Source organism: Sphingomonas sp. 37zxx, assembly GCF_000786205.1.
GTDB lineage: Bacteria > Pseudomonadota > Alphaproteobacteria > Sphingomonadales > Sphingomonadaceae > Sphingomonas.
In genome coordinates, this window is sequence record NZ_JROH01000008.1 from 1 (window position 1) to 20,526 (window position 20,526).

The 20,526-nt window shown below is 65.5% G+C and carries 23 protein-coding genes; 10 read left to right on the forward strand and 13 right to left on the reverse strand.

All coding sequences use genetic code 11. From position 1 onward, the window contains the following. Window positions 1-108: 108 nt before the first annotated feature. The 3 genes from QU44_RS04635 to QU44_RS04645 form a co-directional block, all read right to left on the reverse strand. Complete coding sequence (locus QU44_RS04635) at window positions 109-393, reverse strand: XRE family transcriptional regulator (RefSeq protein WP_033920494.1); 285 nt, start codon at window positions 391-393, stop codon at window positions 109-111. Continuing rightward, entirely contained in the window at window positions 386-739 is a 354-nt protein-coding gene (locus tag QU44_RS04640; protein ID WP_033920496.1) for a type II toxin-antitoxin system RelE/ParE family toxin, read from the reverse strand. Before QU44_RS04640 ends, QU44_RS04635 begins: the two co-directional genes overlap by 8 nt. A gap of 62 nt (window positions 740-801) precedes the next feature. Then, window positions 802-1,809 carry a tyrosine-type recombinase/integrase gene (locus QU44_RS04645; protein ID WP_081987864.1) on the reverse strand — a complete coding sequence of 336 codons (1,008 nt, stop codon included), beginning with the start codon at window positions 1,807-1,809 and terminating at the stop codon, window positions 802-804. A 220-nt stretch (window positions 1,810-2,029) separates the two neighbouring features. Between QU44_RS04645 and QU44_RS04650 the strand changes: the two genes are divergently transcribed. The 3 genes from QU44_RS04650 (at window position 2,030) to QU44_RS04660 (ending at window position 6,728) form a co-directional block, all read left to right on the forward strand. Next, window positions 2,030-4,732 (forward strand): ATP-dependent DNA helicase, encoded by a 2,703-nt coding sequence (locus tag QU44_RS04650; protein WP_033920497.1) that lies wholly within the window; start codon window positions 2,030-2,032, stop codon window positions 4,730-4,732. Window positions 4,733-4,743: 11 nt separating this feature from the next. Next, a complete protein-coding gene (locus QU44_RS04655; RefSeq protein ID WP_033920499.1) occupies window positions 4,744-5,283 on the forward strand; it encodes a SixA phosphatase family protein in 540 nt (179 codons plus the stop codon). 86 nt (window positions 5,284-5,369) lie between these two features. Then, on the forward strand, window positions 5,370-6,728 hold the full coding sequence (locus tag QU44_RS04660; protein ID WP_052134339.1) for an ABC1 kinase family protein: 1,359 nt from the start codon (window positions 5,370-5,372) through the stop codon (window positions 6,726-6,728). Here the strand turns inward: QU44_RS04660 and QU44_RS04665 are convergent. The 5 genes from QU44_RS04665 to rpmF form a co-directional block, all read right to left on the reverse strand. Beyond that, a complete protein-coding gene (locus QU44_RS04665) occupies window positions 6,697-7,041 on the reverse strand; it encodes a MerR family transcriptional regulator (protein ID WP_033920500.1) in 345 nt (114 codons plus the stop codon). The two genes, QU44_RS04660 and QU44_RS04665, sit on opposite strands and share 32 nt — an antisense overlap. Before the next feature lie 11 nt (window positions 7,042-7,052). Next, window positions 7,053-7,352: an integration host factor subunit alpha gene (locus QU44_RS04670; RefSeq protein WP_033920502.1), complete on the reverse strand. Its 300-nt coding sequence runs from the start codon at window positions 7,350-7,352 to the stop codon at window positions 7,053-7,055. 99 nt (window positions 7,353-7,451) lie between these two features. Further along, window positions 7,452-8,423: a beta-ketoacyl-ACP synthase III gene (locus QU44_RS04675; RefSeq protein WP_033920504.1), complete on the reverse strand. Its 972-nt coding sequence runs from the start codon at window positions 8,421-8,423 to the stop codon at window positions 7,452-7,454. Further along, window positions 8,420-9,451, reverse strand: coding sequence for a phosphate acyltransferase PlsX (gene plsX, locus QU44_RS04680; RefSeq protein ID WP_033920505.1), 1,032 nt, complete (start codon window positions 9,449-9,451; stop codon window positions 8,420-8,422). The genes QU44_RS04675 and plsX overlap by 4 nt, the downstream gene beginning before the upstream one ends. A gap of 28 nt (window positions 9,452-9,479) precedes the next feature. After that, entirely contained in the window at window positions 9,480-9,659 is a 180-nt protein-coding gene (rpmF, locus tag QU44_RS04685; protein WP_033920507.1) for a 50S ribosomal protein L32, read from the reverse strand. 213 nt (window positions 9,660-9,872) lie between these two features. On the opposite strand from rpmF, the gene QU44_RS04690 reads away from it, so the two are divergent. Beyond that, window positions 9,873-10,310, forward strand: coding sequence for an MAPEG family protein (locus tag QU44_RS04690; protein ID WP_033920704.1), 438 nt, complete (start codon window positions 9,873-9,875; stop codon window positions 10,308-10,310). 95 nt (window positions 10,311-10,405) lie between these two features. Here QU44_RS04690 and QU44_RS04695 read toward each other — a convergent pair whose 3' ends face one another. Beyond that, the gene (locus tag QU44_RS04695) at window positions 10,406-11,068 is read right to left on the reverse strand and encodes an MBL fold metallo-hydrolase (RefSeq protein ID WP_033920509.1); all 663 of its coding nucleotides are present in this window, start codon (window positions 11,066-11,068) and stop codon (window positions 10,406-10,408) included. 78 nt (window positions 11,069-11,146) lie between these two features. On the opposite strand from QU44_RS04695, the gene pabB reads away from it, so the two are divergent. From pabB to QU44_RS04715, 5 genes are read left to right on the forward strand one after another with little or no spacing between them, the layout of a single operon-like run. After that, window positions 11,147-12,895 (forward strand): aminodeoxychorismate synthase component I, encoded by a 1,749-nt coding sequence (gene pabB / locus QU44_RS04700; protein ID WP_033920510.1) that lies wholly within the window; start codon window positions 11,147-11,149, stop codon window positions 12,893-12,895. 35 nt (window positions 12,896-12,930) lie between these two features. After that, a complete protein-coding gene (locus tag QU44_RS04705) occupies window positions 12,931-14,133 on the forward strand; it encodes a pyridoxal phosphate-dependent aminotransferase (protein ID WP_033920512.1) in 1,203 nt (400 codons plus the stop codon). A gap of 44 nt (window positions 14,134-14,177) precedes the next feature. After that, window positions 14,178-14,456, forward strand: coding sequence for a hypothetical protein (locus tag QU44_RS18120; RefSeq protein WP_156140935.1), 279 nt, complete (start codon window positions 14,178-14,180; stop codon window positions 14,454-14,456). A gap of 48 nt (window positions 14,457-14,504) precedes the next feature. Next, window positions 14,505-15,164, forward strand: coding sequence for a peptide-methionine (S)-S-oxide reductase MsrA (gene msrA, locus QU44_RS04710; RefSeq protein ID WP_033920514.1), 660 nt, complete (start codon window positions 14,505-14,507; stop codon window positions 15,162-15,164). A 55-nt stretch (window positions 15,165-15,219) separates the two neighbouring features. Then, the gene (locus QU44_RS04715; RefSeq protein ID WP_033920516.1) at window positions 15,220-15,492 is read left to right on the forward strand and encodes a CsbD family protein; all 273 of its coding nucleotides are present in this window, start codon (window positions 15,220-15,222) and stop codon (window positions 15,490-15,492) included. A 138-nt stretch (window positions 15,493-15,630) separates the two neighbouring features. Here QU44_RS04715 and dinB read toward each other — a convergent pair whose 3' ends face one another. Genes dinB through mgtE form a run of 3 tightly spaced genes read right to left on the reverse strand, consistent with a single transcriptional unit; the run spans window position 15,631 to window position 18,558 of the window. After that, a complete protein-coding gene (dinB, locus tag QU44_RS04720; protein WP_033920517.1) occupies window positions 15,631-16,716 on the reverse strand; it encodes a DNA polymerase IV in 1,086 nt (361 codons plus the stop codon). Continuing rightward, a complete protein-coding gene (locus QU44_RS04725) occupies window positions 16,713-17,117 on the reverse strand; it encodes a DUF1489 family protein (protein ID WP_033920519.1) in 405 nt (134 codons plus the stop codon). The genes dinB and QU44_RS04725 overlap by 4 nt, the downstream gene beginning before the upstream one ends. A 31-nt stretch (window positions 17,118-17,148) precedes the next feature. Next, entirely contained in the window at window positions 17,149-18,558 is a 1,410-nt protein-coding gene (mgtE, locus tag QU44_RS04730) for a magnesium transporter (protein ID WP_033920521.1), read from the reverse strand. 137 nt (window positions 18,559-18,695) lie between these two features. Here mgtE and QU44_RS04735 point away from each other — a divergent pair, with 137 nt between their 5' ends. Continuing rightward, on the forward strand, window positions 18,696-19,151 hold the full coding sequence (locus tag QU44_RS04735; protein ID WP_033920523.1) for a peptidylprolyl isomerase: 456 nt from the start codon (window positions 18,696-18,698) through the stop codon (window positions 19,149-19,151). Window positions 19,152-19,364: 213 nt separating this feature from the next. Here the strand turns inward: QU44_RS04735 and QU44_RS04740 are convergent, their stop codons facing one another. Next, a complete protein-coding gene (locus QU44_RS04740; RefSeq protein ID WP_033920525.1) occupies window positions 19,365-20,255 on the reverse strand; it encodes a LysR substrate-binding domain-containing protein in 891 nt (296 codons plus the stop codon). Window positions 20,256-20,526: the final 271 nt, after the last annotated feature.

Consider the following 20,526-nt stretch of genomic DNA (forward strand, 5'->3'; position numbering starts at 1 on the left):
ATAGCCAAGCCCTTTTTCAGCAGCCTGCTAGAGGCTTGGGCTGCGAACCGAAGGTGCAGTTCGACGTCCGACCCTGCGTGTAAGGGGCCGTAAGACCTTCCGTCTGGGTCACACCAGTTGAAGTTGCACCCTGCGGCCCACGATCTCGGCTGCTCGTTGCAAGGTTTCGATGGTCACATTGCCGTCGGTTGGATCGAGCACGCGGTTCACCTGCGTGCGACTCGTGTGCATCAGCGTCGCAAGGCGGCTCTTGCTAAGCTTGCGCTCCTTCATCGCTTCGGCGAGCTGCCACGCGATCACCTCCTTGATTGCCTTCGCCTGAAATTCGGCGAGGACGCCTTGTTCCTCCAGGAAACTGTCCAGCGATGAACCTCGATGCTGGTTGTCAGCCATTCGTGACCTCCTTCATGCGCTCACGCGCCAATTTCAAATCGGCCGGAGGTGTCTTCTGCGCCTTCTTGATGAAGCCATGCAGCGCGAAAAGTTCACCGCCATGGAAGCAGAACAACGCTCTGGCGATGGTGCCATCCGGTAGGTTCGTGCGAACCTCGAACAACCCTTTGCTCATTGGCCGGACGAGTGGCATGCCCACTGGCCAGCGATATTGCACTCTCTGCAAATCGAGGCCGATCAGGCGACGATGCTCATCCGGAGCACCCAGCAACCAATCTCGGACCGGTTCATTGCCCATTTTGCTCTTATAGAAGACCAGCTCGATCTTCTGCGGCACCTGATCCACATCCGTACCTTATATAGTTCATGCACCTTATAAAGTGCAATGTCAATCTTGAAGTGGGCGAGTCAGCGTCGCGCTGACTTCTTCCGCACAGGGCGTCCCATCGCCGCCGCGATCCGACCAGACGACCGCTCGGCTGCTCGTTTCGCTGGACCCATCTGAACATGGGCATAGATCTGCGTCGAGCGCGGGTTCTTGTGGCCCAGGATGGCGCCGGTCAGCGCCAATGCCTGACCGGCGGATGTCGACGTCGATCCCATCGTGTGGCGGAGGGTGTGCGGCGTCACGTCGGGTAGCTCGGCGAGGGTCTTCACGCGTGGCCAAATCTTCTTGGTACCCTGATAAAATGACTCCCCCGTCGTCGACGGAAAGACGAAGTCGGACCCGTCCTGCTTGGCGATTGAGCGGAGGATTTCAACCGCGGCCATGCCCAAAGGGCGCACCGACCGCCCTGTTTTGGTGCTTCGCAGGATGAGGAACCCGCGCTCGAGATCGACCTCGCTCCAAGTGAGCTCCGCAATCTCGTTGCGGCGGCAACCGGTCAAGGCCCACAACCGTGAAATCGCGATCGCCTTCGGATTGGCCCCCTCGGCCTCGAGTTGATTGAACGCTTCGCCGAGACGTTGGACCTCTTCGACACTCAGGTAGCGCTCGTTTTGGTTGTCGGTTTTGCGCACAGCTGCTTTGTCGACCGGGTTTCGGTCGATGAGCTCGTACCGCATGGCAAAGCTGAACATCGCCGAGAGATCGCGCAACGCCTTCCGAGCCGCGCCTTCGCCCCCGCGAACGATGATCCTTTTGCGCGGTCCGACTTTCTCGTCCTTGGCGGTCTTCCCTGCGGTCACATCCTTGGCGAACTGTTCGACGTCGGGGATGCGAATGTCGCCCAGGCGCTTGCGGCCCAGCAGGGGAACGATGTGGTGATCAATCCGGGAGAGCGTGTATTGCTTGGTCAGCGGCTGCATCGGCTGGCCAATGCCAAATGCCAGCTTCGAAAGCTGCCCTCGTCGGGGTGCTGCTTGATCAGCCACGACGTGACCACATCCAGCGCCGAACCGCTGGTCGCCAAACATGCCGATCCTTGCCGCGCGTCAGCCAGTACGGGTCGATTAACCCAGGTCTCCTCCCGGCGCCTGAATCAAATCACCACACCCACACCAGCAGGCCTTGATCCTGGCGATCATACCTGGTCGCGGCAGACGTTTTCTTTCTGTTCCGTCTGGGGTAATGCTTGAAGGTGATCGATTACCCCCAACCCGTTCATGCTGAACTTGTCGAAGAGGGTAAGGCGCGATGACCCTCCCCCACCCCGCGCTCCACGCCAGCCATTCGGGCGTCTGGCTCGCCGACGCAGACGGGGTGCGCGAAGTTTCGCGCGGCGCGGCGATCCGCGCTGCCGCTGACACCCCGGTGATCCTGCTCAACGCGCCGCTGGTCGGCCAGCGGCTGGGCCATCCCGAATTGTCGGGACTCGACCTGCTCGAACTTTACGCCTTCCTCTTCCCCGCGCGCTTCATTGTGCCCACCCCCGCCGGCATCGCCCGCGCCTGCGCGCTGCCGGTGCCCGCCAGCGACGGCGAGATTGCCGCGATGCTGCGCGCTGCCGCGATCGCGCTGCTCGACATGGCAAGCGGCGACTGGCCCGAGCGCGAGGGGGCATGGACCGCCGCGCAATCGCTTGCCCGCGCGCGCTGGCCCTGGGCGCCCGTGGTCGGCCCGCGCCTGACCAAACCCGCCACCGCCGAACGCTGGCTGTTCTCCAAACTGCCCGAATGGGACGAAGCCGCGCCGCGCCCAGCCCCGCGCACCGTTCAGGTCGACGAGGATGCGGTGCTCACCCGCCTCCACGCGCTCACCGGCACCGGGGCCGAGATCCGCGCCGGCCAGCGCAGCTTCGCCACTACCGTAGCACAGGCCTTCGCCCCGCGCGCGATGCGCGACACCCCTAATATGGTGATGGCTGAGGCTGGCACCGGCATCGGCAAGACCCTGGGCTATCTCGCCCCCGCGTCGCTCTGGGCCGAGCGCGCGGGCGGCGCAGTGTGGGTGTCGACCTTCACCAAGGCGCTGCAACGCCAATTGGGGCATGAAGGCGCGCGGCTGTTCCCCGACGCCGCCGAGCGAAAGGCGCGGATCGTCACCCGCAAGGGGCGCGAAAATTACGTCTGCCTGCTCAATCTGGAGGATGCGTTGCAGGGCGGGTTCGCCGGGCGCGCGGCGATCCTGGCGCAGCTCGTCGCCCGCTGGGCGGCCTATACCGCCGATGGCGACATGATCGGCGGCGATCTGCCCGGCTGGTTGCCGCAGTTATTCCGCCGCAACGGATCGACCGCGCTGACCGATCGGCGCGGCGAGTGCGTCTATGCCGGCTGCCCCCATTACCGCAAATGCTTCATCGAACGCGCCGCCCGCGCCAGCGCCGACGCCGATATCGTGATCGCCAATCACGCCCTGGTGATGGTGAACGCCGCACGCGGGCGCGAAGCAACGACCCGCCCCACCCGCTATGTCTTTGACGAAGGGCATCACCTGTTCGAGGCCGCCGATTCGATGTTCGGCGTCGCGCTATCGGGGGCCGAGACGATCGAGGTCCGCCGCTGGATCATGGGGCCTGAAGGATCGGGCCGTGGCCGCAGGCGAGGGCTGGCGGCACGCTTGTCCGACGTCGCAAGCTATGACGAACAGGGCGGCGTCGCGATCGGCGAGGCGGTCGATGCGGCGCGCGCGCTGCCCGCCGATGGCTGGATCGGCCGCGTGCTCGAAGGCCAGCCTTTCGGCCCGATCGAACATCTGCTCGCCGCCGTGCGCGGCATGGTCTTCGCGCGCGACGAAAGCGGCGGGGTCGATGCCGGCTATGGCCTTGAGACCGAGCTGGCCGAGCCTGATCCTGCCTTGATCGAGGCCGCCGCCGCCGCCGCGGTCGCGCTCGACGCGCTGCTTCGCCCGCTGGTGGTGCTCGGTCGCCGGCTCGAAGCCGTGCTGTCCGACGCTCCCGATTGGCTCGATGGCCAGGCACGCGCACGGATCGAGGGCGCGGTGGCGTCGCTTGGCTGGCGCGCCGACATGGTCGGGGCGTGGAGCGCCTTGGTCGCCCGCATCGGCGGCCCCGCCGACCCCGATTTCGTCGATTGGCTCGCGGTCGAACGCTATGAAGGCCGCGAATTCGACATCGGCATTCACCGCCGCTGGCTAGACCCCACCCGCCCCTTTGCCGATGCGGTGCTCAAGCCGGCGCATGGCGTGCTGATCACCTCGGCGACGTTGCGCGCGGGCGGTGACTGGGACATCGCCGATGCGCGGGTGGGCGCGCCGCATCTGATCCGCCCGCCGCTGCATTTCGAGGCGCAAAGCCCGTTCGACTATGCCGGCCAGGCGCAGGTGCTGATCGTCACCGACATCAAACGCGGCGACCTGCCCGCGCTCGCCAACGCCTATGCCCGGCTAATCGTCGCCTCGGGCGGCGGCGCGCTCGGGCTGTTCACCGCGATCCGGCGCTTGCGCGGTGTCCATGCCCGCATCGCCGATCGGCTGGCGCGCGAGGGGCTGACCCTGCTCGCGCAGCATGTCGATCCGATCGACACCGGCACGCTGGTCGACATCTTCCGCGACGAGCCGGCAAGCTCGCTGATCGGCACCGATGCACTGCGCGACGGCGTCGACGTGCCCGGGCGTTCGCTGCGGCTGGTGGTGATGGAGGGGGTGCCCTGGCCCAAGCCCAGCGTGCTCCACGCCGCGCGGCGACTGGCCAATGGCGGCAAGGATTATGACGACCGGCTGGTGCGCGCGCGGCTGGCGCAGGCGTTCGGCCGGCTGATCCGCCGCGCCGACGATCACGGCGCGTTCGTGCTGCTGTCCTCGGCCTGCCCGACGCGCCTGCTCACCGCTTTCCCCGCCGGCACCCCGATCCGCCGAGTCACGCTCGACGAAGCGGTCGAGATATCGCGCGGGCTGGCCATCGCCGCGACGCTGGGGCAAGAGAACCGCGAGACAGCCTGACGGAGACGACGATGCCCAGCCTGACGTTGCTTCGCCACGCCAAATCGAGCTGGAACGACCCCGTCACCCGCGATTTCGATCGCCCGCTCAACGCGCGCGGCCAGAAAGCCGCCAGGACGATCGGCCAGCATCTTCGCGCCGACCACATCGCCTTCGACCATGTCGTCGCCTCCCCGGCGGTCCGGGCGATCGAAACGCTCGACCAATTCTACACCGGCTATGGGCAGAAGCTGGAGCCCGTCTGGGATCGCCGTATCTATCTGGCCTCCGCCGCCACGCTGCTCGACGTCTTGCATGGCTTGCCTGCCCAGGCGCAGCAGGCGCTGATGGTCGGCCATAATCCGGGGCTTGAGGATCTGGTGCTGCTGCTGGTCGCGGAATCGCACGACAATGCCCTGCGGAACGAAGTCGAGCTGAAATACCCCACCGCCGCGCTGGCCGTGCTCGAATGGGACGGCGGCTGGGCCGAGGCCACTGAAGGGGCCGCGCGACTCACCCGCTTCGTGCGCCCGCGCGATCTCGATCCGGCGCTCGGCCCCGACGACGACTGACCCGCCGCGATACCACCGATAGGTCAGCGTTGATCGCAGCGCCGCCGCCGCCATATCGGGCCTGTCTGTACCGCGAGGATTTTCCCATGACCGACTCCCGCGATACCCGCGGCCGCGCCGTTCCCGCCAGCCGGCTGGCGCGCTTCGGCGCGTTCGGCAAGCTTGCGGGCGGTCTTGCCGGCGGCATGATGGCCGAAGGCGCACGCCGCCTCGCCGATGGCCAGCGCCCCAGCATGGGCGAAATGATGCTGACGCCGCGCAACATCACCCGGGTCGCCGACCAGCTCGCGCACCTGCGCGGTGCGGCGATGAAGCTGGGGCAGATGATTTCGATGGACGCAGGCGACGTGCTCCCCGCCGAACTCACCGACATCATGGCACGGTTGCGCGAGCGCGCGCACCATATGCCACCAGCGCAATTGCAGACGGTGCTGATCGCCGCCTGGGGCAAGGATTGGCGCACCCGCTTCCAGCATTTCGAAGCGCATCCGATGGCCGCCGCCTCGATCGGCCAAGTCCATCGCGCGACGCTGCCCGATGGTCGCTTGCTCGCGATCAAGGTGCAATATCCCGGCGTCGCCGCCAGCATTGATGCCGATGTCGACAATGTCGCGACATTGCTTCGCGTCTCGGGGCTGATGCCCAAGCGCCTGGACATCGCGCCCCTGCTTGCCGAGGCCAAGCGCCAGTTGCACGAAGAAGCCGATTACATCCGCGAAGGCGAACAGATCGAGCGGTTCGGCGCGCTGCTCGCCGATGACTCGCGGTTCAAGGTGCCAGCGCTCGAACGCTCGCTCACCACGCCGCAGGTGCTGGCGATGGAGTATGTCCCCGGCGTCGCAATCGAAAGCATCGTCGATGCGCCGCAGGCCGAACGCGATTCGGCAATGCACGCGATGATCGAGCTGGTGCTACGCGAATTGTTCGAATTCGGCTGGATGCAGACCGATCCCAATTTCGCCAATTACCGGATTCAGCGCGAAACCGGACGAATCGTCCTGCTCGATTTCGGGGCAGCGCGTCCGGTCACCCCCGAAACGCGCGATGCCTATCATGCGCTGCTGATGGCGGGGCTGGACGGCGACCGCGATCGCGCGCGGGATGCCGCGGTCGCGTCGGGGTTCCTGGGCGAAGCGGCAGTGCAGCGCCACCGCGCGCTGATCGACCGGATGATCGACGTGGTGATCGGCGAACTCGGCCGCCCCGGTGCATTCGACTTTGCCGATCGTTCGTTCGTCGGCGTGCTGCGCGAACAGGCGATGACGATGGCGAATGATCGCGACACCTGGCACATCCCGCCGGTCGAAACATTGTTCGCCCAGCGCAAGATCAGCGGCACTGCTTTGCTTGCGGCCCGGCTGAAGGCGCGGGTGGAGGTGACCGGGATGGTCGAGCGGTATCGCGACGCTGCGTTCAGCGCCGATCGCGTGCCAGTGCCTGGCTAAGCCGGTCGCGAATCCTGATCAGCGGCAATTGTCGCTGGCTTGCTGGCGTCCTGGTCTTGCCCGCCCCCTCGGCGGCCAGCAATCGCTGCACCCCCAGGATGGTATAGCCCTCCTGGTTCAACAAACGCTGGATCCGCCGCACCAATGCGACATCATCGGGCCGATAATAGCGCCGCCGGCCCGCGCGTTGGATGGGGCGAAGCTGGGGAAAGCGTTGTTCCCAATAGCGTAGCCGGTGTTGCGGCAGCCCGGTTTCGATCGCCAGTTCGCCGATCGTGCGAAACGCAGTTGCCGCTTTATCCGAACCCGCCATCTAATCGTCCGTCAGGCCCCCGCGACGATCCGCTCACGCATCATCTGGCTGGCCCGAAAGGTTAGCACGCGGCGCGGTGCGATCGGCACTTCGACCCCGGTCTTGGGATTACGACCGATACGTTCACCCTTGTCACGCAGGATGAAGCTGCCAAATCCCGAAATCTTGACGTTCTCGCCCTTGGCCAGTGCCTCGCACATATGGCCGAGTATATCTTCGACCATCTTCGAGGAATCGGTACGCGAAAGCCCTACCTCGCGATGCAATGCATCGGCCAGATCGGCCCTGGTCAGCGTGCCGCTCGATTCCATACCAACTGATCCTTCAACCTGTTCTTAATATTATAGCTAGCACATCGTGCAAATGGAGCAAATACAGTCGGGTGATAGCATTATCCGGTTCGGCGCGACTTAATAACGGACGATCGCCGCGCCCCAGGTGAAGCCGCCGCCCATCGCCTCCAGCACCAGCAAATTGCCGCGCTTGATCCGTCCGTCGCGCACCGCGACGTCGAGCGCCAGCGGCACCGATGCTGCCGAAGTATTGGCGTGCTGGTCGACCGTGACGATCACCCGCTCGGGCGGCAGGCCCAGCTTGCGCGCGGTGGCATCGAGGATACGCGCATTCGCCTGATGCGGCACGACCCAGTCGACCTCGCTGGCATCATGCCCCGATACTGCCAGCGTCTCGGTCATCACCGCCGCCAGATTGACGACGGCATGGCGGAACACCTCGCGCCCCTTCATCCGCACCTTGCCGACCGTGCCGGTGGTCGAGGGGCCACCATCGACATAGAGCAGCTGGTTATGCCGCCCATCGGCATGCAGCCGCATCGCCAATATGCCGCGATCGGCTTCACCCTCGGCCAGCTCCTGCGCTTCGAGCACGATCGCGCCCGCACCGTCGCCGAACAACACGCAGGTGGTGCGATCCTCCCAGTCGAGGATTCGCGAAAAGGTTTCGGCTCCGATCACCAGCGCCCGCCGCGCCGCGCCCGACCGCAGCATCGAATCGGCGACCTGCAGTGCGTAGAGGAAACCCGAACACACCGCGCCGACGTCGAAGGCGACGCAATCGTCGATGCCAAGTGCCGCCTGCACCTTGGTCGCGGTCGCGGGGAAGGTCTGGTCGGGGGTCGCCGTCGCCAGCACGATCAGGTCGATCGCCTGCGCCTCGATCCCGGCGGCGGCCAGCGCCGCGCGGCAGGCATCGATCGCCAGGGTGCCGGTGGTTTCACCCTCTCCCGCGACATGGCGGAAGCGGATGCCGCTTCGCTCGACGATCCATTCGTCCGAGGTATCGACGGTTTCGGCGAGTTCGGCATTCGAGACGCGGCGCTGCGGCAGCGCCGAACCGGTACCGGTAATGATCGACCGAATCACGCTGCCTTTGCCTCGAAATTACCCATGTCGTCGGCGATTCGCCGCCCCAGATCGTCGCGCGCCAGCTTGGCTGCCACCGCGATCGCGTTTTCGATGCCGATCGCATTGGCACCGCCATGACTCTTCACGACCAGGCCGTTGAGCCCCAGGAACACCGCGCCATTGTGATTATTGGGATCAAGATGATCGCGCAGCAATTCGGTCGCAGGCTTCGAGATCAGGAAGCCAACCTTCGATCGAATCGAGCTGCGAAAGGCGCGCTTGAGCAGGTCGGCGACGAATCGCGCGGTGCCTTCGGCGGTCTTGAGCGCGATATTGCCCGAAAAACCGTCACACACGATCACATCGACTTCGCCGCGCGACAGCCGGTCGCCTTCGATGAAGCCGACGAATTCCAGCGGCAGATGCGGCGCGGCACGGATCGCGGCGGCGGCATCGCGAATGATGTCGGTGCCCTTCAGATCCTCGGTGCCGATATTGAGCAGCGCGACTCGCGGCCGCTCTAGATCGAGCGCGGTACGCGCATAGGCCGCGCCCATCACCGCGAACTGCACCAGATTGCGCGCATCGCACTCGGTGTTCGCGCCCAGATCGAGCATCACGGTGTCGGTTTCGCCGAGCGAAGGCATCAGCGCCGCCAGCGCTGGCCGGTCGATCCCCGGCATGGTGCGAAGCGACAGCTTGGCCATCGCCATCAATGCACCGGTATTGCCCGCCGACACGGCGGCTGCGGCGCGGCCAGCCTTTACCTGCGCGATGGCGATGCCCATCGACGTGGTCTTGGCGCGGCGAATCGCCTGGCTCGGCTTGGCATGTGATTCGACCACTTCGGGCGCGTGCAGCACTTCGGCTGCCGCGCTCAAATTGGGGTGGCTGTTCAGCCCGTCGCGAATCGCGGTTTCGTCACCGACCAGCACGAACTGCATGTCGGGGAAGCGAGAGCGCGCACGCGCGACGCCGGCAAGCATGACAGCCAAGCCACCGTCACCGCCCATCGCATCGACGGCGATCCGTGTACTCGACCCCATCTAGCTACCGCCTCTTGGGTGACGTGGCTTACGCCCCGATCGCCAAAATTTCACGGCCGTTATAATGGCCGCACGAACCGCACAGGATATGGGGACGCTTCAGTTCGCCGCAATTGGGGCATTCCTGAAACGACTCGACCGACAGCGAATCGTGCGACCGGCGCATGCCGCGCTTCGACGGCGACGTTTTTCTTTTTGGAACGGCCATGTCGGCAAACCTTCTACGATATTCATCAAAACGTTCGGGGTCGCGATACGCTGCGCCGGCAATAGGGGCAAGCGGCACGGGCAAGCCGGCCGCATACCGGACCGGCGGCCGGGCAGGTCACGAAGCGAGGGTGCGCCTATACCGATTTCCCACGCGGTTGCAAGGCTTGGGCTGTCGTGCGAGGCTTCTGGCAAGACAATGGGGGCAGATGCGATGCATGGTTTGATGTTGCCGATCACGTTGACGACCGTCGGACTCGCCGCCTTGATCAACCTGTGGCTGGGCATCCGCACCATCCGCGTCCGATTGAGCGACGGTGTCGCGCTGGGCGATGGCGGCAACAGCAATCTGCTCGCCCGGATGCGCGCGCAGGCCAATTTCGCCGAATACACGCCGATCGTGCTGCTGCTGATCGGCGGCATCGAGCTGGTTCGTGGCCCCTCGACGCTGCTGGGGGTTGCGGCGGTGGTGTTTCTGATTGGTCGGCTGTTTCACCCCTTCGGCATGCAGGGGCGGCTGTGGCCGCGCCAATTGGGGATGATCACGACGCTGACGGTCACCGCGCTGCTGGCGGGCTATGCGATCTTCATCTCGCACAGCCCCGAACCGCGCGCGATCGAAACCCCCGCGCCCACCGCCCTGAAAGGCTGAGCCCCTCCGCCTTCGTCACCCCGGACTTGATCCAAGGGTCGATGCGATTCGCTGTCACAACGCGGCACGCTGGTTGCTCATGGCTCGATGCCGGATCACCCCTGCGCCAACACCCGATCGGCAACAAACGGGTTGGTCAGCCGCTCGACCCCGAACTGGCTTGGCTCGCCATGGCCGGGCAAAAACACCGTATCGTCGCCCAGCGGCCATAATTTGGTCACCACCGAATCGATCAGCGCCTGGGTATCGCTCAGCGGAAAATCGGTGCGGCCGACCGATCCCTTGAACAACACGTCGCCCACCACCGCCAGTTTCGATTCGGGGTGGTGAAACACGACATGCCCCGGCGTGTGGCCCGGCGTTTCATAAACATCCAGCACCAGCTCGCCCACCGTGACCATATCCCCCTCGACCAGCCAGCGCGCCGGCTCGAACGGCACGCCGCGAATGCCATAGTTGCGCCCGTCCTCGTCCAGCCGGGCGATCCAGAAGCGATCGGCCTCGTTCGGCCCTTCAATCGGCACGCCCAGCGCGTCGGCAAGCGGCTTAGCCTCGCCGCAATGGTCGATATGGCCATGCGTCAGCAGGATTTTTTCGACCGTCACCTCCGCCTGCGCGATCGCGGCGTGAATGCGCGGCAAATCACCGCCGGGGTCGATCACCGCCGCGCGCATCGTCTTGGTACACCATAGCAAGGTGCAGTTCTGCTGGAGCGGGGTGACGGGGATGATCGCGGCGCGAAGCGGATGGTCGGTCATGTCGCACGGCATAGGCACCACGCGCATGTACCACAACCGCCCTTGCCCCCGCGCCCGCATCGCGTCAGTGCTGGTGCGATGATGCCCTCCGCACCTTTCGTCCTGCTCGACGACGCGCGTCCGGGGGGCACCTCGCGACTATATCGCGATCCGGTGCAGGTGCTTGCCACGTCAAGCGTGGCGGAAATCCCGGCGATGCTCGAGCAGATCCGCGCCGCAACCAGGGCCGGGCTCCACGCCGCTGGATTCCTGACCTATGGAGCCTCGCCCGCGTTCGAAGCCAAGGCACCGCCAAGCGCGCACGATCCGCTGCTGTGGTTCGGTCTGTTTGGCGATCCAGCGCCGTTCGACCCTGCCACCCTGCCCGAGCCGCGCGGTGCCTGGGTCGGCGCTGCCACCCCGCTGATCGATCGCGGCACCTATCTGCGTCAGGTCGCGGCGGTGCAGGCGTTGATCGCCGCCGGCGACATCTATCAGGCCAACCTCACCTTTCGCGCGACGGTGCGGCTCACGGGCGATCCGCTTGCCGCCTATGCCCGGCTGCGCGCCGCCTCGGGTGCCGGCTGGGGAGCGATCATCGCCACGGGAGAGGCAATGCATTTGTCGCTTTCCCCCGAGTTATTCTTCGCGCTCGAGGGCGGCAAGCTGACCGCGCGCCCAATGAAGGGCACCGCCCCGCGCCAGGCCGATCCCGCCGCCGACGATGCCGCAGCCACCGCGCTGCGCGACGATCCCAAGCAACGCGCCGAAAACCTGATGATCGTCGATCTGATGCGCAACGACCTGTCGCGGATCGCGGTGCCGGGCAGCGTCGCGGTGCCCGAATTATTCGCGGTCGAACGCTACCCCACCGTGCTTCAAATGGTGTCGACCGTCACCGCCGACCTCGCCCCCGGCCATGACGCCATTGATGTGCTGGCGGCGCTGTTCCCCTGCGGATCGATCACCGGCGCACCCAAATTGCGCGCGATGCAGGCGATTGCCGAGATCGAATCCGGCCCGCGCGGCCTGTACACCGGCGCGATCGGCTGTTTCGACCCCGGCGGCGATGCGCAATTCAACGTCGCGATCCGCACGCTGACGCTGCACGGCGACCAGGCAACGCTTGGCCTGGGTTCCGGGATCGTCGCCGATTCGGTCGCCGCTGACGAATGGGACGAATGCCTCGCCAAGGGCGCGTTCCTTACCGCAGCACCGCGCGCGTTCGACCTCATCGAAACCATGCGCTTCGACCCGCGCCAGGGGATCGCCTTGCTCGACCGGCATTTCGAACGGCTGCGGGCAAGCGCCAAGCATTTCGGCTTCTCCTTCGATCGCCACGCCACCCGCAACGATCTGCAAGCCGCCACCTTCCGCCTAGAATCGGCTGCCAAGGTCCGGTTGCTGCTTGCCCCCAGCGGCACCGTCGCGATCGAGGTCGCACCGCTGCCACCGCCGCCGACCGCCCCGGTGCAGGTCGCGCTGGTGCCGCACATTGTTTCGCCCGCCGATTTCCGCCTGCGACATAAAACCAGCGACCGTGCCTTTTACGACGACCCCCGCCGCGCCTCGGGCTGTTTCGAAGTGATCTTCGTCGATCCCGAAGGTTTCGCCACCGAAGGCAGCTTCACCAGCATCTTCGTCGAGCGCGACGGCATCCTGATCACCCCGCCGCTGTCGCGCGGCCTGCTCCCCGGCGTGCTGCGCGCCGATCTGATCGCCACCGGCCGTGCGATCGAGGGTGAGCTTACCCCCGCCGACCTCGCGCACGGCTTCTTCATCGGCAATGCGCTGCGCGGACTGGTATCAGCAGTTACGGTTGCGAACCCATCGGACGCGAGCGTATAGGCCGCGCGCGCCTCCTTCCCCGAAAGCCCACGCCCATGAAGCCCTCCGCCGCGCTCGACCGCATCAGCCCCTCGGCGACCCTCGCGATCACCTCGCGCGTGCTCGACCTGAAGCGTGCGGGCGTCGATGTGATCGGGCTTGGCGCTGGCGAACCCGATTTCGACACCCCCGATTTCGTCAAGGAAGCCGCGATCGCCGCGATCCGCGATGGCAAGACCAAATATACCAATGTCGACGGCACCGCCGAGCTGAAGGAAGCCATCGCCGCCAAATTCGCGCGCGACAACGGGCTGACCTATGCCGCCAACCAGATCACGGTGAATGTCGGCGGCAAGCACACTTTGTTCAACGCGCTGGTCGCGACGATCAACCCCGGCGACGAAGTGATCGTGCCTGCCCCCTATTGGGTGAGCTATCCCGACATCGTCGAATTCGCCGGTGGCAAGCCGGTGTTCATCGCGGCAGGGGCCGATCAGCAGTATAAGGTCACGCCCGAACAGATCGAGGCGGCGATCACGCAGAACACCAAATGGCTGATCCTCAATTCGCCGTCGAACCCCACCGGCGCGGCCTACACCGCCGATGAGCTGCGCGCGATCGGCCGCGTGCTCGAACGCCATCCGCATGTGTGGATCATGGCCGACGATATGTACGAACATATCGTCTATGACGGTTTCGAATTCGCCACGATCGCGCAGGTCTGCCCGACATTGTACGATCGCACACTGACGGTGAATGGCTGTTCCAAGGCTTATGCGATGACCGGCTGGCGGATCGGCTTTGCCGGCGGCGCGCCCTGGCTGATCAAGGCGATGGCCAAGCTCCAGTCGCAATCGACCTCGAACCCCTGTTCGATCGCGCAAGCCGCCGCCACCGCCGCGCTGAACGGCGACCAGTCGTTCCTGAAGGAGCGCAACGCCGCGTTCCAGATCCGCCGCGACCTGGTCGTCGGCATGCTCAATGCAATCCCCGGCATCACCTGCCCCACGCCCGAGGGTGCGTTTTACGTCTATCCCGAATTTTCGGCCCTGATCGGCAGCCAGACGCCCGGCGGCGTGGTGATCGACAATGACGAAGCGTTCGTCACCTATCTGCTCGACGAAGCCAAGGTTGCCTGCGTTCAGGGCGCGGCGTTCGGCGTCTCGCCGGCGATGCGGATCAGCTACGCCACCAGCGATTCGTTGCTCCGCGAAGCCTGCACGCGGATCGCGACCGCGGTCGACGCACTGAAACGCTGAGTTTCCACTTGCGCTGCATTGCAGCGCAGCAATCCGAACCTTAGATGAACGATCACGCAAGCGGTCGTTCACCGCGCACCCTTATAGAGTTGCTGGCAAGGCATGGGGACATTTCCCGTGCCCGGACCGATCGTCGCACAAAGGCGCTGCCTTTGGCCCAGCAAGGAAGAAAGACGATGCTCAAGTTCCTGCGCGCCGGCTATTTTCGGCATTTCCTCAGCGGCTTCGCGATCGGCGCCATCGGCCTGGTCGCGGCGCAGACCGCACAGTCCGAAAGCCCGTCGCCGCATGCGGCCAGCATTGTGGCCGAATCGGTCGGCTGACCCTATCTGGATAGCATTGGGCGATCCGCCCCGCCCCGGAGCAGCCCCATGTTGAAGCCGATCCTGATCGTCGCCGCCATCGCTGCCGCTGCGATCGCGGTGTTGCCCGTCGCCGGTCATGCCGAGCGCGCCGTGCCGATCCCCGCCCCCGCGATCGACGTTCCTGCGGCCAAGGGTCAGGCAGTGGCGATCTTTGCCGGTGGCTGTTTCTGGGGGCTGGAGGCGGTGTTCGAACAGGTGAAGGGCGTGCGCCAGGTCGTCAGCGGCTATGCCGGCGGCACCCGCGACACCGCGAACTATGCCGCGGTCAGCAGCGAAAAAACCGGTCATGCCGAAGCGATCCGCATCGTCTATGACCCCGCACAGGTGAGTTACGGCACCTTGCTGCGCGTCTTCTTCTCGGTCGCGCACAACCCAACTGAATTGAATCGCCAGGGGCCGGATACCGGCCCCAGCTATCGCTCTGCGATCTTCCCGCAAACACCGCAGCAAAAGACGGTGGCGCAGCGCTATATCGCGCAACTCGGCCAGACCAAGGCATGGGACAAGCCGATCGTCACCCGGATCGAAAGCGGCGGCTTCTTCCCGGCAGAGGCCTATCACCAGGATTTCTACCGCAAAAATCCCTATCATCCCTACATCGTGCGCTGGGACAAGCCCAAGGTCGCGGCGTTCCGCGCCGGTTTCCCCTCACTGGTGCGCGGCTGACGCAACCTTCGATCGCCAAGCGCGTAGTAGCGCCGACGTTGCACAGGAGATTGCCGTGAATCAGAACATCCTAGAAGGCACTGGCCGCGACATTGGCGGCTCGCTCAAGCAGGCAGCCGGCGACGTGCTCGACCGCAATGACCTCAAGGCCGAAGGTTCGGCGGACAAGTTCGGCGGCAAGACCCAAAAGGCAGCCGGCCACGCCCAGGCCGCGGTCGAGGACATTGCCGGCCCCGTCGTCGATTTCGTTCGCCGCCAGCCCTTGATCTCGCTCGGTATCGCCGGCGTGCTCGGCTATCTGTTGCTGTCGGGCGGTCGCAAGGACTGATCGCAACCCGAACCGTTCTTCCTGAGTAGGGACTGAGCGAAGGCGAAGGCCCGTATCGAAGGACATGCCCCAACCGGGCGGATGCTTCGATACGCCGCTTCGACAAGCTCAGCGTCTACTCAGCACGAACGGGGCTTCCTACCCCAGCGGCAACCCCGGCTGTAAATCCTCCTGCGCCGCCTCCCCAAGCGCCGACAGCGTCAGCCCCAACAGCCGCACCGGCATTTCGACCGGATACAAAGCGCGCAACAGCAGATCGCCCGCCGCGCCAAACGCCGCGCGGTCGCTCACTCCTGCCGCCAGCGTCCGCGCCCGCGTGATCGTGCGAAAATCATTATACCGCAGCTTCAGCGTCACGCGCCGCCCCCATGCTTGGTGCCGCTCGATCCGCACCCACGCGGCATCGGCCACGCGCTCAATCGCTGCGTGCAGCGAATCCCAATCGGACAGGTCATGTTCGAACGTCCGCTCGGCTCCGATCGACTTTGATTCGCGATTCACCCGCACCGGGCGGTGATCCTCGCCCCGCGCCGCCGCATAAAGATAGTCGGCGAAACTGCCGAACGCGCGGCGCATCTCGTCGATCGTCAGCCCGGCCAGATCGGCCCCGGTCGAAATGCCCATCCGCTCCATCTTGGCGGCGGTCACCGGCCCCACGCCGTGAAACCGCCGCACCGGCAGGCTGCCGACGAACGCCGCGCCCTGCCCCGGCGGGATCACGCACAGGCCATCGGGCTTGTTCTGGTCCGACGCCAGCTTGGCGATGAACTTGTTGTACGAAACACCCGCCGACGCGGTCAGCCCGGTTTCGGCGGCGATCCGCTCGCGGATGGCGGCGGCCGTATCGCGCGCCGATCCGATTCCCGCCAGATCGGCACTGACGTCGAGATACGCCTCGTCCAATGACAGCGGTTCGATCAGCGGGGTGAACTCGGCAAAGATCGCGCGGATCTGCCGCGACACCGCGCTGTAGACGTCGAATCGCGGCGGCACGAACACCAGTTCGGGGCATCGCTTGGCGGCGGTGACCGACGGCATTGCCGATCGCACCCCGAACTTGCGCGCTTCATAGCTTGCCGCCGCCACCACGCCGCGGGCACGCGATCCGCCCACCGCCACCGGCTTGCCGCGCAATTCGGGAAAGTCGCGCTGCTCGACCGATGCGTAAAAGGCATCCATGTCGATATGGATGATCTTGCGAACGCCTTGCGCGGCTGCGGTCACAGCAGCGCTAAGGCGTGCAATTCCCCGATCAACGCCGACGGCATCGCCGCAATTGCCGCGCCTGCCTCCCCCAGGTCGCGTGGCGCATCGGCTGCCTCCAGATAGCGCCAGCCCTGATGCGCGCGCTTGGGCCGCGCCTCGACCAGCACCAGCGCGGGGTCTAGCAGGATCGCTACCCGCCCGCCCTCTGCCTCACCGAACCCCAGGATCGGCGATCGCGCGACCAATTGATGCTTCAGGATCCAGAACAAAGATCCCTGCCCCGCGACCTCGGCATGCCGTTTGGGCAGGTAGCGGGTGGTGAGGAACACCGGCCCCATCTCGGCCCGCGCGGCCAGGCGGCTACGCAAATGGTCAACGCTGTCGGCGGCGAACGCCACTTTGGTCAGGTGCAACGGCATCGGCTGCACTTGGGCAGCCGCACGGTTTCGATCAACCCATCGAGACCAGGCCGCTGAGCACCGCGAGGCCAAGAAACGCCAGGAACCCCATCGAATCGGTCACCATCGTCACGAACACCGACGATGCGACCGCCGGATCCTGCTCCAGCCGTTCGAGCACCACCGGCACCAGCACCCCGGCAAGCCCCGCGACCAGAATGTTGAGCAGGATCGCCGACGCGATCACCATCCCCAGCATCGGACTGGCATAGAGCAGCGCCGCGCCGCTTCCCAACAGCACCGCGATCGTCAGCCCGTTCATCAGCGCGACCAGGATTTCGCGGCGGATCGTTCGCAGCGTGTTCGATTTGGTCAACTGGTTGGTCGCCAGCGCGCGCACCGCGACCGCCATCGCCTGCGTGCCCGCATTGCCGCCGATCGACGCGACGATCGGCATCAGCACCGCCAGCGCCACCATCTGCTCGATCGCCCCACCAAACGCCGCGATGATCCCTGAGGCGAGCAACGCGGTGAACAGGTTGGCGATCAGCCAGCGGACGCGCGCGCGATAACTGTCGGCGATCGGCTCGTTGATGTCGCCATCGCCCGCGCCCGACATCAGCAGCGCGTCTTCGCCCGCTTCCTGGCTGATGATGTGAACGATGTCGTCCACCGTCACCACCCCCACCAGCCGCCCGCTCGAATCGACCACCGCCGCTGAAATCAGCGCATATTTCTGGAAGCGAAGCGCGACTTCCTCCTGGTCCATGTCGACCGGGATCAGCGTCTGTTCGCGCTTCATCACGTCGGTCATCGCCACCACGCGCGGGGTGCGAAGAACCCAGGAAAGATTGCAGGTGCCCACCGGCCGATGCGCCGGATCGACGACGAAGATTTCCCAGAAATCGGTGGTCAGCTGATCGTCGCCGCGCAGATAATCGAGCACGTCGCCGACGGTCCAATGTTCAGGCACCGCGATCAGCTCGCGCTGCATCAACCGGCCCGCCGATTCCTCGGGGTAGGACAGTGCCTCCTCGATCGCCGCGCGATCATCGGGGTCGAGCGCGCGCAGCACCGCGCGCTGGTCTTCCTCGTCCAGATCCTCGATAATCGCGACCGCGTCGTCGGTGTCGAGTTCGCCCGCAATGTCGGCGAGCTGGCGCGGGTTGAGCGCCTCGACCAGGGCATCGCGCACCCAGTCGTTCATCTCGGCGAGCACGTCGCCGTCGATCCGCTCCGAAATCGCCGCCGCCAGCGATGCGCGCATGTCGGCCGGCGCGATTTCGATCAGATCGGCGATGTCAGCGGCGTGCAGCGGCTCGACCAGCGCATTCGCGCCCTCGGTATCGCCGGCCTCGACCGCCTCCAGGATTGCGCGGACAAAGGCCGGTTTCAGCCGGTCGTCCTCGTCCAGCCCGGTTTCGCGCAGCTCGTCGATGGGGGGAAGCTCGGCCTCACTCATGTCGTGCCCTCCCGTTACGCTGCGCCAATACCCGGCCTTAGCCCAGCCGATTCGGACTGCCAATGCGCACCCGGTCGTTGCCAGCACCGGCAGGGGCGCTTAAGGGGCGCGCAGTTGATTTCCCGGAGAATGCTGTAATGTCCGACGCCCCCGCTACGCTGACCCTCACCCTCGATGGCGGCGATGTCACGATCCGCCTTCGCCCCGATCTTGCCCCCAACCATGTCGAGCGGATCACCACGCTGGCCAAGCGCGGCTTCTATGACGGCGTCGTCTTTCACCGCGTGATCGACGGCTTCATGGCGCAGGGCGGCGATCCCACCGGCACCGGCACCAGCGGTTCGGACCTGCCCGACGTCGCCGCCGAATTCAGCCGTGAGCCGCACAAGCGCGGCGTATGCTCGATGGCGCGCACGATGAACCCGAACAGCGCGAACAGCCAGTTCTTCATCTGCCTCGACGATGCGACCTTCCTCGATGGGCAGTACACCGTGTGGGGCGAAGTCACCGACGGCATGGAGCATGTCGACGCACTGCCAAAGGGCGAGCCACCGCGCGCACCGGGCAAGATCGGCAAGGCGACCGTCGCCTAAAACATGATCCGCGCGCGTTGGGTGGCGCTAGCCGTCCAGCGCGCACGACATGTGGATCAAAGGCGGCTCGCATGGATGCCGGATCAAGTCCGGCATGACGAATAAGAAACTCGTCACCCCGGGCTCGACCCGGGGTCCATGCGAATAGCGTTCCGCGCGCGATACACCCCTGAAAAACGGCACGGCGGCAAGGCCGCACCCGGCCTGCTGAAGCTAAGCCTCCGGCTCAGGCCCCATCACCTCGACCAGCCAGTCGTGGAAGATCTTCACCGGCCGGGTCGTCAGCGCGCGCGGGCGGCAGACGAACCAATAGCTGTAATCACTCGCCACCGGCTCGAACAATCGCACCAGCCGCGGATCGCGCGCGCCTTCGTAATGCATTTCCAGCATGAAGGCGACGCCAAGCCCCTGCGCCGCCGCCTCGAGCATCAGCGGCCCCGAATCGAAATGATCGACCGCTTGGGGCTCGAGCGTCGGAAATCCCGCCGATCGTCGCCACTCGATAAAGGTATCGGGCATGTCGCGATGCACCAGCGCAGTCAGTCCGCCCAATTGCTCAGGGGTGGTGATCGGTTTTGGTCCTTCCAGCAGCGTCCTTGCCCCGATCACATAGACCCGGTTGCGGTCGAGCCGCCGTGCATACAGCGCCGGATCGACCTCCTGCGCCAGGATGATCGCGGCATCGAGCGTATCGCCCAGCCGCGCCTGTCGCCGCCCAGCGGTATCGACATCGATGTGCAGTTGCGGATGCGCGCGTCGCAATTCGCCCAGCCGCGGCATCAGCCGCTGCGAGGCATAAAGCGGCAGCACACCCAGACGCAGTCGCAGCAATTCGGCGCTGCTGCTCATCGATTCGACCGCGTCGCTCATCGCGTCGAGCGCGGGGGCAATCTGCGCCAGCAGCCGCTCGCCATCGGCGTTCAGCAAAATCGCCTGGTGCCGCCGTTCGAACAGCGGCTTGCCGATGAACCGCTCAAGTGCCTGCACCCGGCGGCTGAGGGCAGGCGAAGACAATGCCAATTCGACCGCAGCCGCCTTGATCGACCCAAGCCGCGCCACCTGGACGAACGCTTCGATGGCGGAAAGGGGTGGAAGGCGGCGCATGCTGGTGATTGTGCATCGCACCAGTGGGAAAATCCATGCCCTTGCACATGTCGTGCGCGCAAGCAGGCAAGCGATTGCAGTTTATGCAATCATCATACAATTATTCGCACTTGCGAAAATTCATGCTGCACTGCACATAGGTGAGGCCTTTCAGGCATCCTCTCCTAAACCTTTCACGGCCGGTCCCCAGGGATCGGCCTTTTTTTTGGTCCGATCGACATTCCTCTCGCGTCGGCGGAACCCCGCCCCCATCTCGCCCGCTTCCTAATCC

Excerpts from the sequence above, each read along its gene's own strand:
- QU44_RS04635 (WP_033920494.1), bottom strand. The coding sequence starts at position 393 with ATGGCTGACAACCAGCATCGAGGTTCATCGCTGGACAGTTTCCTGGAG.
- QU44_RS04645 (WP_081987864.1), bottom strand. The coding sequence starts at position 1,809 with ATGTTTGGCGACCAGCGGTTCGGCGCTGGATGTGGTCACGTCGTGGCT.
- QU44_RS04650 (WP_033920497.1), top strand. The coding sequence starts at position 2,030 with ATGACCCTCCCCCACCCCGCGCTCCACGCCAGCCATTCGGGCGTCTGG.
- QU44_RS04655 (WP_033920499.1), top strand. The coding sequence starts at position 4,744 with ATGCCCAGCCTGACGTTGCTTCGCCACGCCAAATCGAGCTGGAACGAC.
- QU44_RS04660 (WP_052134339.1), top strand. The coding sequence starts at position 5,370 with ATGACCGACTCCCGCGATACCCGCGGCCGCGCCGTTCCCGCCAGCCGG.
- QU44_RS04665 (WP_033920500.1), bottom strand. The coding sequence starts at position 7,041 with ATGGCGGGTTCGGATAAAGCGGCAACTGCGTTTCGCACGATCGGCGAA.
- QU44_RS04670 (WP_033920502.1), bottom strand. The coding sequence starts at position 7,352 with ATGGAATCGAGCGGCACGCTGACCAGGGCCGATCTGGCCGATGCATTG.
- plsX (WP_033920505.1), bottom strand. The coding sequence starts at position 9,451 with ATGGGGTCGAGTACACGGATCGCCGTCGATGCGATGGGCGGTGACGGT.
- rpmF (WP_033920507.1), bottom strand. The coding sequence starts at position 9,659 with ATGGCCGTTCCAAAAAGAAAAACGTCGCCGTCGAAGCGCGGCATGCGC.
- QU44_RS04690 (WP_033920704.1), top strand. The coding sequence starts at position 9,873 with ATGCATGGTTTGATGTTGCCGATCACGTTGACGACCGTCGGACTCGCC.
- QU44_RS04695 (WP_033920509.1), bottom strand. The coding sequence starts at position 11,068 with ATGACCGACCATCCGCTTCGCGCCGCGATCATCCCCGTCACCCCGCTC.
- pabB (WP_033920510.1), top strand. The coding sequence starts at position 11,147 with ATGATGCCCTCCGCACCTTTCGTCCTGCTCGACGACGCGCGTCCGGGG.
- QU44_RS04705 (WP_033920512.1), top strand. The coding sequence starts at position 12,931 with ATGAAGCCCTCCGCCGCGCTCGACCGCATCAGCCCCTCGGCGACCCTC.
- QU44_RS18120 (WP_156140935.1), top strand. The coding sequence starts at position 14,178 with ATGAACGATCACGCAAGCGGTCGTTCACCGCGCACCCTTATAGAGTTG.
- msrA (WP_033920514.1), top strand. The coding sequence starts at position 14,505 with ATGTTGAAGCCGATCCTGATCGTCGCCGCCATCGCTGCCGCTGCGATC.
- QU44_RS04725 (WP_033920519.1), bottom strand. The coding sequence starts at position 17,117 with ATGCCGTTGCACCTGACCAAAGTGGCGTTCGCCGCCGACAGCGTTGAC.
- mgtE (WP_033920521.1), bottom strand. The coding sequence starts at position 18,558 with ATGAGTGAGGCCGAGCTTCCCCCCATCGACGAGCTGCGCGAAACCGGG.
- QU44_RS04735 (WP_033920523.1), top strand. The coding sequence starts at position 18,696 with ATGTCCGACGCCCCCGCTACGCTGACCCTCACCCTCGATGGCGGCGAT.
- QU44_RS04740 (WP_033920525.1), bottom strand. The coding sequence starts at position 20,255 with ATGCGCCGCCTTCCACCCCTTTCCGCCATCGAAGCGTTCGTCCAGGTG.